General features: G+C 72.0%; 7 protein-coding genes and 2 pseudogenes. 5 read left to right on the forward strand and 4 right to left on the reverse strand.

What is annotated here, in order from left to right; translation table 11 throughout:
- A pseudogene (locus tag D471_RS41085) lies at positions 1 to 320 on the forward strand (hypothetical protein); the annotation flags it as partial.
- A 226-nt stretch (positions 321 to 546) separates the two neighbouring features.
- A complete protein-coding gene (rsgA, locus tag D471_RS0102415) occupies positions 547 to 1,668 on the forward strand; it encodes a ribosome small subunit-dependent GTPase A (protein ID WP_017597152.1) in 1,122 nt (373 codons plus the stop codon).
- Between the two features lie 77 nt (positions 1,669 to 1,745).
- On the opposite strand, the gene D471_RS0102420 is transcribed toward rsgA, so the two are convergent.
- On the reverse strand, positions 1,746 to 2,669 hold the full coding sequence (locus D471_RS0102420) for a TatD family hydrolase (RefSeq protein ID WP_017597153.1): 924 nt from the start codon (positions 2,667 to 2,669) through the stop codon (positions 1,746 to 1,748).
- Positions 2,656 to 4,485, reverse strand: coding sequence for a methionine--tRNA ligase (metG, locus tag D471_RS0102425; RefSeq protein WP_017597154.1), 1,830 nt, complete (start codon positions 4,483 to 4,485; stop codon positions 2,656 to 2,658). Before metG ends, D471_RS0102420 begins: the two co-directional genes overlap by 14 nt.
- 328 nt (positions 4,486 to 4,813) lie before the next feature.
- On the opposite strand from metG, the gene D471_RS0102430 reads away from it, so the two are divergent.
- Positions 4,814 to 5,284 (forward strand): hypothetical protein, encoded by a 471-nt coding sequence (locus D471_RS0102430; protein WP_026127330.1) that lies wholly within the window; start codon positions 4,814 to 4,816, stop codon positions 5,282 to 5,284.
- 70 nt (positions 5,285 to 5,354) lie between these two features.
- On the forward strand, positions 5,355 to 8,003 hold the full coding sequence (gene secD, locus D471_RS0102435) for a protein translocase subunit SecD (protein ID WP_017597156.1): 2,649 nt from the start codon (positions 5,355 to 5,357) through the stop codon (positions 8,001 to 8,003).
- Positions 8,004 to 8,114: 111 nt separating this feature from the next.
- Here secD and D471_RS0102440 read toward each other — a convergent pair whose 3' ends face one another.
- A complete protein-coding gene (locus D471_RS0102440; protein WP_017597157.1) occupies positions 8,115 to 8,777 on the reverse strand; it encodes an AIM24 family protein in 663 nt (220 codons plus the stop codon).
- Positions 8,770 to 9,654 (reverse strand): 16S rRNA (cytidine(1402)-2'-O)-methyltransferase, encoded by an 885-nt coding sequence (gene rsmI / locus D471_RS0102445; RefSeq protein ID WP_026127331.1) that lies wholly within the window; start codon positions 9,652 to 9,654, stop codon positions 8,770 to 8,772. Before rsmI ends, D471_RS0102440 begins: the two co-directional genes overlap by 8 nt.
- Before the next feature lie 108 nt (positions 9,655 to 9,762).
- Between rsmI and D471_RS32700 the strand changes: the two are divergent.
- Positions 9,763 to 10,153: pseudogene (locus D471_RS32700) on the forward strand (phospholipid carrier-dependent glycosyltransferase); the annotation flags it as partial.

Below are 10,153 nucleotides of genomic sequence, written 5' to 3' on the forward strand. Positions count from 1 at the left end.
TCGCGCCTCCCGCCTCCGAGGGACGGCGTGCCGCCCCGTCGGGGTCCAGCGCCCACGACCTACTGCTACCGCTCATCGTGGGCCTGTTCGTGTTCCTGCTCATCTGCAGCCTCGTCCTCATGCTCGCGGCGGAGGACCGCGGGAGGACCGCCCCGGGCGCGCCGACCGCGCGCGGGGAGGAGCGGCGCGACGGAGACCGGCGACTCGGGAGCGGCCGCGCCGACGCCGACGCCGCCTCCTACACACCCCGGCACTCGGCGCGCGGCGGCACACGGCCGCCCTCGCCCGACGACGACGTGTGGACGCCCCGCCGGCGCTGAGCCCCGCGCCAAGCCGACCCGCGCCCGAAAAACCGCTGGCCCCACCGGATCCGACCGGCCTACAATCGGCGGACCCGTGCGCTCCGCGTACCACGGGGCCGACCGACGACGGAGAGGACGACGCCATGGCTGAGTTCACGTTCCACCCCCAGCCCATCCTGAAGATCGTCCGCGAGCCCTGAGGAACACCCTCCTCAACAGGGCTCGCCGTCACAGAGAGCCCGACGTGAGCACTCACGACCACTCCGCCGACGCCTCCGCGTCGCACCCCCTGGCCCCGTTCGGCTGGACCCCCCGTGTCGAGGCCGCCTTCGACTCCGTCGCCCTGACCAGCCAGCACGTCCTGCTGCCCGCCCGGGTCGGCGCGGCACGCAGGGGCGGCGCACAGGTCCTCCTCCCGAGGCCCGAGACCGCCGAACACTCCCCCGCCGTGCGCCGGGCCGCCCGCACCGACCCCGCCAGCGCCCCGACCAGCGGCGACTGGGTGGCGGTACGCCGCTCCGGCGGCACCTGGCTGATCGAGGCCGTCCTGGAACGCGCCTCGGCCCTCGTCCGCCAGGGCGTGGCCACCGACTCCCACGACCAGGTCCTGGCCGCCAACGTCGACGCCGTCCTCATCTGCGAGGCCGCCGACCAGGGGCCCAACGTGGGCCGTCTGGAACGCTTCCTGAGTCTGGCCTGGGCCAGCGGGGCCACCCCCGTCGTCGCGGTCACCAAGGCCGAACTCGCCGGCGACCGCCTCCCCGAGGTGGTCGAACTCGTCGAATCCGTCGCGGGCGGCGCCGACGTGTACACCGTCAGCGCCCACACCGGAACCGGTCTGGAGGATCTGGCCGCGCGCCTGCTGCCCGGCAGCACGTGGGTCCTTCTCGGTACCTCCGGCGCCGGGAAGTCCAGCCTGGTCAACGCGGTCTCCGGACGCGCCCTGATGGACACCGGCGAGATCCGCCACGACAAGCGCGGACGGCACACGACCACTCACCGCCAGCTCCTCACCCTGCCCGGCGGAGCCCTGGTGCTGGACATCCCCGGCGTGCGCCGGATCGACGTCCCGGGCGACGCGACCGGTGTCGACCGCACCTTCGACGACATCCGGGAGTTCGCCGCGCGGTGCCGGTTCGCGGACTGCTCACACGGCCCCGAGCCCGGTTGCGCGGTCGTCGCCGCCATCGACGAGGGCGAGCTGGACACCCGCCGCCTGGAGCGGTGGAACAAACTCCGGCGCGAGGCCGAGCGGAACCGGTCCAGGGCCGACCGGCGGCTGCGCGAGGAGGAGAAGCGGCGCTGGAAGGCCAACGACAAGGTCGCCAGGGACGCTCGGCGGCGTAAGCGCGGCCACTCCTTCTGACCGTTCACCCGCGCGGACGCCCGGCCTCCCCGTCAGGGGGCCGGGCGTCCGCCGGTTCGGGCGCCGAAGCGGCCGACTCAGATACCGAAGGCGCGCCGCGCGTTGTCGGCGACGGCCGCGGCCAGCTCGTCCTCGTCCATCCCCTTGGTCTGTGCCAGGGAACGCAACGTGTGCGGGATGAGGTAGGGGGCGTTGGGCCGTCCCCGGTAGGGCTTGGGCGTCAGGAACGGCGCGTCGGTCTCCACGAGCATCAGCTCCGGCGGCGCCACCCGGGCCGCCTCGCGCAGGGGTTCGGCGCTGGCGAAGGTCACATTGCCCGCGAAGCTCATGAAGTAGCCCCGCTCCGCGCAGACCTTCGCCATGTCGGCGTCACCGGAGAAGCAGTGGAAGACGACGCGCTCGGGCGCGCCCTCCTCCGACAGGATCCGCAGGACGTCCTCGTGCGCCTCGCGGTCGTGGATCATCACCGCCTTGCCGTGGCGCTTGGCGATGTCGATGTGGCGTCGGAAGGACTCCTCCTGCGCACGCGCCCCCTCCGGGCCGGTGCGGAAGGTGTCCATGCCGGTCTCCCCGACCGCGACCACGTGCGGCAGGGCGGCCAGCGCGTCGATCCCCGCCAGCTCCTCCGCCAGGCCCTCGTAGCCGCCGCCCGGACGGGCCTTGCCCGCCCAGTCGGTGTCGTCGACCTCCACACCCGTGGCTCCGTCGCCGTGCACGATGCGCGGCGCCTCGTTGGGGTGCAGCGCGACGGCCGCCCACACCCTGCCCGGGTGCGCCTGGGCGGTCTGGGCGGCCCAGCGCGACGACGGCAGGTCCACGCCCACCTGGATGAGCGGGGTCACGCCGACGCCCTCGGCCACCCGGATGATCTCCTCGACCCCGGGCGTCTGCATGTCCATGTGCGTGTGGCTGTCGGCCACCGGGACGCGCAGGGGCTCGGGCACGGGCGGCGGGGTCTGGCTGTTGCGCTCCTTGACCGCCTTGCCGCTACGCCTGGCCATCGGCGCCCTCCAGGCCCAGGCGTGCCAGCTCCTCGTCCACCACGGACGGGTCGAGCTTGGCGAACAGCGGCTGCGGACGGCTCAGCGGGGTTCCGGGAACGATCGGCCGGGACTCCCAGCGCGCCTCGTCGCCCGCGTAGTCCCCGGTGATCACCGGGTAGTCCACGGACTCCTCGGAGCCGCCGATGGTGTCGTGGCCGGTCTCCAGACGGGGCATGCCCGACCAGGTGCCGGTGCCGCCGAGCATCGCGTACACCTTGTTGGCCGATGCGGGCAGGAACGGCGTGAGCAGCGTGTTGGCGTCGCTGACCAGCTGGAGCGCCACGTGCAGGACGGTGGCCATCCGCTCCGGGTCGGTCTTCTTCAGCGCCCACGGAGCCTGGTCGGAGATGTACTTGTTCGCCTCGGCGACCGTGCGCATCGCCTCCTGGAGCGCCGCCTTGAACTGGGACCGCCCCAGCCTCTCCCCGACCGCCGCGAACGCCGCCCGCGACTCGGCCAGCACCCGCTGGTCCTCGTCGGTGAGCTCGCCCGCCGCGGGGATCTCGCCGAGGTTCTTGGCGGCCATGGAGATCGACCGGTTGACCAGGTTGCCCCAGGCCGCGACCAGTTCGTCGTTGTTGCGGCGCACGAACTCCGACCAGGTGAAGTCGGTGTCCTGCGTCTCGGGCCCGGCGGCCATGATGTAGTAGCGCAGGGCGTCGGCGGAGTAGCGCTCCAGGAAGTCGCGCACGTAGATCACCACGCGGCGCGAGGAGGAGAACTTGCGCCCCTCCATGGTGAGGAACTCGCTGGAGACCACCTCGGTGGGCAGGTTGAAGGAGCCCAGACCGCCCGCGTCGCCGCCGCGGTCGCCCTCGCCGCTGGCGCCGAGCAGGATGGCGGGCCAGATCACCGAGTGGAAGACGATGTTGTCCTTGCCCATGAAGTAGTACGAGCGGGCGTCCTCGTTCTGCCACCAGGCGCGCCACGCGTCCGGTTCCCCGATGCGCCGGGCCCACTCGATGGACGCGGACAGGTAGCCGATCACCGCGTCGAACCACACGTACAGGCGCTTGTTGGCGTTGTCGGACCAGCCCTCCAGGGGGATGGGCACACCCCAGTTGAGGTCACGGGTGACCGCGCGGGGCTGGAGGTCCTCCACGAGGTTCAGGGAGAACTTGAGGACGTTGGGACGCCAGTCGCCCTCCTTGCCCTTGAGCCACGTGGTGAGGATGTCCGCGAACGCGGGCAGGTCGAGCATGAAGTGCTCGGTGTCCACGAATTCGGGGGTCTCGCCGTTGATCCTGGACCGGGGGCCGATGAGGTCGATCGGGTCGAGCTGGTTGCCGCAGTTGTCGCACTGGTCCCCGCGCGCGCCGTCGTAACCGCAGATCGGACAGGTGCCCTCGATGTAGCGGTCGGGCAGCGTACGGCCGGTGGACGGTGAGATCGCGCCCTTGGTGGTGTGCGTGAAGACGTAGCCGTTCTCGTACAGCGTGGTGAACAGCTGCTGGGCGACGGAGTAGTGGTTGCCGGTGGAGGTACGGGTGAACAGGTCGTAGGAGAGGCCGAGGGCGACCAGGTCCTCGGCGATGATCCGGTTGTAGCGGTCCGCCAGCTCCCGGGCGCTCACGCCCTCCTGGTCGGCCAGCACCTGGATCGGGGTGCCGTGCTCGTCGGTGCCGCTGACCATCAGCACGTTGTTGCCCGACATTCGCTGGAAGCGGGAGAAGACGTCGGAGGGGACTCCGAAGCCGGACACGTGACCGATGTGGCGCGGTCCGTTGGCGTAGGGCCAAGCGACCGCGGTCAGGATGTGGCGATTCGACGACATGTCTCAAGACTAAAGCCGCCGGGGCACGACCGCGCCCTCCGGCACGGGCGTCGCCCGCCCCGGACGACGCCCGGTCGGGGCCGCGGCCGGAAGCGGCCACACCCGGTGGTCCTCACGCTGGGCGCGGGAGCCGTACACGGTGGCCGTCGCGGCGGTGGAACGGTGGCGGGGGCGATGGTAGGAACGAGGGTAGGGGCGATGGTTGTCCACAGGGGGCGGAGGACGATTCCCCCGGGCGCGACCGTGCCCGTATGCTCTGCTGAACGCCGCCGATCGCGACCGGGGCGCACGGCGGCTCCACAGTCAACCCGGTCCTTCGTTCGAGGCGGTGGTCACCACGGTTATCCGTGCTCTACCCCGCCCTGCCCACACCACCGTGCTCATCACCGGCATGGTGCTGATGGTCGTGCTCTCCCTGCCCGCCGCCTCCGGCACCGCCGCCGGGGCCGGAGCCTCCGCGCACACGTCGCACGGCGCCCCCGGTGTCGAGCGGACGGCCGGCTCCGACGAGACGGCCGGGAGAGCTGGGGGAGACACCGACGAGGGCCCCGGCGAACACGCTGGTCCGGGCGAGCGTCCGGTCCTGACGACCGCGGCGACCCCGGCCACCTGCGACCAGCGCGCCACCCCGCGCGACCTGCCCGACGCGGTGCCCGGTTGCGCGCTCCGACTCGCGGCCTGGGAGCAGCCGTGGTGGCCGCTCCCCCGTCCGCACACCGACCCCCTGCCCGAACAGGTCACCTCCGGGGAGCTACCGCCCACGCGCGCGCCCCCTCTCACCGCGCCCGTCCTCGTCTGACCCCCGTCGGACCGCGCCCGGCCCCGGACGCGCCCGGCGATCCACCATCCGCAGTGAGAGGTTCCACCCCTTGTCCAGTCAAACGGGAGCCGGAGGGCGCTGGATTCGCGCGCTCATCTCCCTTCTCGTCATCCTCGTCGCGTTCGGCGCGGCGTGGTTCATCCCGCCCCGCCTGGGCCTCGACCTCAGCGGCGGCACGCAGATCGTCCTGGAGACCCAGGACGGCCCGGACGGCACCCCGGCCAACGCCGAGAACACCGACATGGTCATCGAGGTGCTGCGCCAGCGCATCGACAGCATGGGCGTCGCCGAGGCGAACATGTCGCGTTCCGGATCGAACCGGATCATCGTCGAGCTGCCCGGCGTCCAGGACCCGGCGGAGGCCGCCCAGGTCATCGGCCAGACCGCGCAGCTGACCATCCACCCCGTCCTGGGCACCGGCCAGGGCGGCCAGGGGGTCCAGGCCCCCGGCGACTTCGCCAACGCCCCCCAGGACACGGCCGACGAGGCCCGTCCCCCGGCCGACGCCGAGGAGGGCGCGGAGGAGTCCTCCGGCGACGGTGAGGCCACCGAGGGCGGAGAGGGCGGCCTGTCCGACGAGGAGATGGCCGAGCTCTTCGGCAACATGGGCGGCGACCCCACCGCCGGTCAGGGCCAGCCCGCGGAGAACCCCCAGGACATCGCCCTGACGCTCCCGGACTCCACCGGGACCTACCTCCAGCTCGGCGAGGCCGCCATTCAGGGCGACCACATCTCCGGCGCCAACGCCCGGCTCGACAACGCCACCGGCGCCTCCTGGGTCGTGGACGTCAACTTCCGGGGCGAGGGCCGCGACGAGTGGGCCGCGCTCACCGGCGAGGCCGCCTGTGCGGACTTCGGCGACCCGCGCCGCCGCGTCGCGATCGTCCTGGACAACGAGATCATCTCCGCGCCGGAGCTCAACAACAGCTACGTGTGCGGCGCGGGGAGCCGTGAGGGCGTCACGACCATCACCAACACCGAGTTCGACAGCGAGAGCGCGAACGAGCTGGCGGTGCTGATCGAGGGCGGTTCGCTGCCGCTGCCGGTCACCGAGGTCCAGCGCCAGACCGTCGGCCCGACCCTGGGCGCCGCCGCCATCCAGGCCAGCGCGATCGCCGCCGTCCTGGGTATCGCGTTCACCGCCCTGTACATCACGCTCGTCTACCGGCTCGTCGGCCTGCTGGCGTCGGTGGCGCTGGCGTTCTACACGCTCATCGCCTACGGTGCCCTGGTCGCGATCGGGGCGACGCTGACGCTGCCGGGTCTGGCGGGTTTCGTCCTGGCCATCGGTATGGCCATCGACGCCAACGTGCTGATCTTCGAGCGGGCGCGTGAGGAGTACCAGCGCCAGCAGCAGGTCTACGACGCCAACCGGGCGTCCGGCATGCGGGACTCCGACGACGAGGAGGCCAAGGGCGCGGCCGCCCGGCGCCGTCGCCGCCGGGCCATCCCGCCGAGCCTGGAGAAGGCCTTCGTCGAGGGCGGCCGGAAGGCGTGGAGCGCGGTGCTCGACACCAACATCACCACGCTCATCGCCGCGGCGCTGCTGTTCTTCTTCGCCTCCGGCACCGTCCAGGGCTTCGGTGTGACCCTGAGCATCGGCACCATCGCCTCCATGGTCTCCGCCCTGGTCATCGCGCGTGTCCTGGTCGAGTGGGCGGTCCGCCGCGCGGTCGTGCGCAGGCACCCGGCGATCACCGGCCTCAACAAGATCGGCTCGGTGCGCACCTGGCTGACCACCAAGAACCCGGACCTGATGAAGTCCCGCCGGATCGCCCTGGGCGTGGCCGCGCTCATCGTCGTGACCGCCGTCGCCGCACCGTTCGTGCGGGAGGCCAACCTGGGCGTGGAGTTCACCGGCGGCCGGGTCCTGGAGTACGAGATCACCGGCGACCAGGACCTGAGCGTGAACGACGCTCGCGAGGTCGTCGCCGGGCTCGACTTCCCCGGCTCGGACACCGCGGTCGTGCAGGAGGCCGGTGACGGCGACCTCGCCGTGCGCACCGGGGACATCTCCGACGACGACGCCGCGTCCGTCCAGGAGGCCCTGGACGAGGCGACCGGCGGCGTGGAACTGCTCAGCGACGAGCTGATCGGCCCGAGCATGGGTGACGAGCTGCGCAACCGGGCACTGATCGCCCTGGGCGCGGCGCTCACCCTCCAGCTGCTCTACCTCGCCTGGCGGTTCCGCTGGTCCTTCGGCCTGTCCACGATGCTGTCGCTGGCGTTCAACATCATCCTGGTGATCGGCCTGTTCATCTGGCTGGGCAAGTCGATCGACGGCGTGTTCCTCGCCGCGATCCTCAGTGTGATCGGCTTCAGCGTCAACGACACGGTCGTGGTGTTCGACCGCGTACGTGACGAGTGGGCGCGAGACGACAAGTCCCCGTTCCCGGAGATCGCCAACCGTGCGGTGCTCAACACACTGCCGCGTACGGTCAACACGACCGTCGGCGCGCTCATCATCCTGAGCTTCCTCACCTTCTTCGGTGGATCCTCGCTTCAGGACTTCTCGATCGCGATGCTGGTCGGTCTGAGCACCGGTGTGGTCTCCACGGTGTTCGTGGCGATCCCGCTGGCCATCTTCTTCCAGAGGTGGGACAAGACGCCCGCGCCGCACGTGCTCAAGGAGCGCAAGGCCAAGGAGCGCAGCGCCGCCAAGGCGGCCCGCGAGCTGGACGACGGCGCCGTCGTGTAGGGGGCCGTCCGGGCTCTGGCCCTCCTGACGCGAGGGGCCCGGGTACCGTGCCGCGGCACGGTACCCGGGCCCCTCCCGCATGTGCGGGTACGCGCGGGGCGGGCCCCGGGGTCAGCCCGTGGGCGCGGGCGCCGGAGCGCCCTCGGAGGCCTGGACGAGCACGAAGCCCTGCCCCTCGAAGGACAGCTGGACGGCCTCACCGCTGCCCCGGCCGATCAGCGCGCCCGCCTTCATGGTCCTGCGCACCCCGGACCGCAGGGAGCTGGACCAGGCGACCACCGCGTCGGTGTCGACGAAGGTCGGCTGGTCGACGTTGAGCAGCACCGGAGCGCCGTGGCAGGCGATGGCCACGCGGCCGTGCCCGTGGAACACCGTGTTGAACAGGCCCCCGGACATGATCCCCGCGCCCTCGACGCGTCGGATGTCCCAGTTCAGGGTGGGGTCGAAGGCGAGGACGTTGTCACCGCTGACGGTGATCGCGTCACCCTCCAGGTCGATGAGGTGGACGTCCCAGGCGTCGCGGGCCAGGAAGACGTCACCCTGACCGGTGATCCGCATCAGGGGCATCCCCTCACCGGTGAGGGCCTTCTTGAAGAACCTGCCGACGCTGCCGGCGCCCTCGTAGGAGAAGTCGACGTTGCCCTGGTAGGCGACCATCGAGCCCTGGCGGGCGAGGACCTCACCGTTGAGGCCGATCCGCAGCATCTTGTGGTTCTGGAGGGACATGCCCGGAACGCTGTTCTCCTGGGCTCGCTGGAAGAGTTCGCTACGCATGCCCCTGATCCTGCCCCACACCGTGGACGAGGTCGTACACCTCGCGCTTGGGCACGCCCGCCTCCTTGGCCACCCTGGAGATCGCCTCCTTGCGACGCACGCCCTCCTCCTCCAGGGCGGACACGGCCGCGATGAGGTCGGCGGGGCTGGCGGACCCGCCGCCGGGGCGCGCCCCCTCCACGACCACGGAGATCTCCCCGCGAACGCCCTCGGCCGCCCAGGCGGCGAGCTCGCCGAGCCCGCCCCGGCGCACCTCCTCGTAGGTCTTGGTCAACTCGCGGCACACGGCGGCGCGGCGGTCGGGGCCGAAGGCGTCGGCCATCGCCGTCAGGGTCGCGGCGATCCGGTGGGGGCTCTCGAAGAAGACCATGGTGCGGCGCTCGCCCGCCAGGTCGGCCAGGTATCCGGCCAGCCCCTTGCGCGGCGGAAAGCCCTCGAAGCAGAATCGGTCGGTGGGCAGGCCGGAAACCACGAGCGCGGTCGTCACGGCCGACGGACCCGGGATGGAGGTGACCGGGATGTCCTCCTCCGCGCAGGCCGCGGTCAGGCGGTAGCCGGGGTCCGACACGCCGGGCATCCCGGCGTCGGTGACCACCAGCACGTCGACCCCGTCCTTGAGGTCGGCGAGGAGCTCGTCGGTCCGGCGGCTCTCGTTGGCGTCGTAGTAGGACACGACCCGGGCCCCCTCGGCGCCGCCCAGACGCACCCCCGCCCGCGCGGCGAACTGGCGCAGCCTGCGCGTGTCCTCGGCCGCGATGACGCGCGCGCCCTCCAACGCGCTGATGAGTCGGGGCGGCGCGTCCTCCAGGTTCCCGATGGGCAACCCGGCGAGCGTCAACGTCCCGACTCGCGGTGCACCTGCCACACCCTCAACCACTGTGATCCCCGTCCTGTCACGCTACGGTTGGCCTGTCATGCCGACCGAAAACCCGGTTTCGCGGCCCGTCCGCAAACGGACCGCCCGAACCCCAACCTACGAGCCGAGATGACCACCACCGCACCTTCCTCCGAGGCCCCGCCTCCCACGGCGCCCCACCCGCACCATCCGACCCGTCAACGCCTGGGCCTGCCGCGCCCCTCCTCCACCGGCGCGGGCCCGCGCTGGCTGGGGTGGGCGGCCGCCGTCCTCGTCGCGCTGTTCGCCGGAGCCCTGAGGTTCTTCAACCTCGGCGAGCCACCGCGGATCTACTTCGACGAGACCTACTACGCCAAGGACGCCTACGGCCTGTGGGAGTTCGGCTACGAGCACGAGACGGTCGAACGCGCCGACGACCTGCTGGCTCAGGGGCAGCAGGGCATCTTCACCGGGGCGGGCGACTTCATCGTGCACCCGCCGGTCGGCAAGTGGATGATCGCGCTCGGCGACTGGCTGGGGG

It is taken from the genome of Nocardiopsis lucentensis DSM 44048, from assembly GCF_000341125.1.
Classification (GTDB): domain Bacteria; phylum Actinomycetota; class Actinomycetes; order Streptosporangiales; family Streptosporangiaceae; genus Nocardiopsis; species Nocardiopsis lucentensis.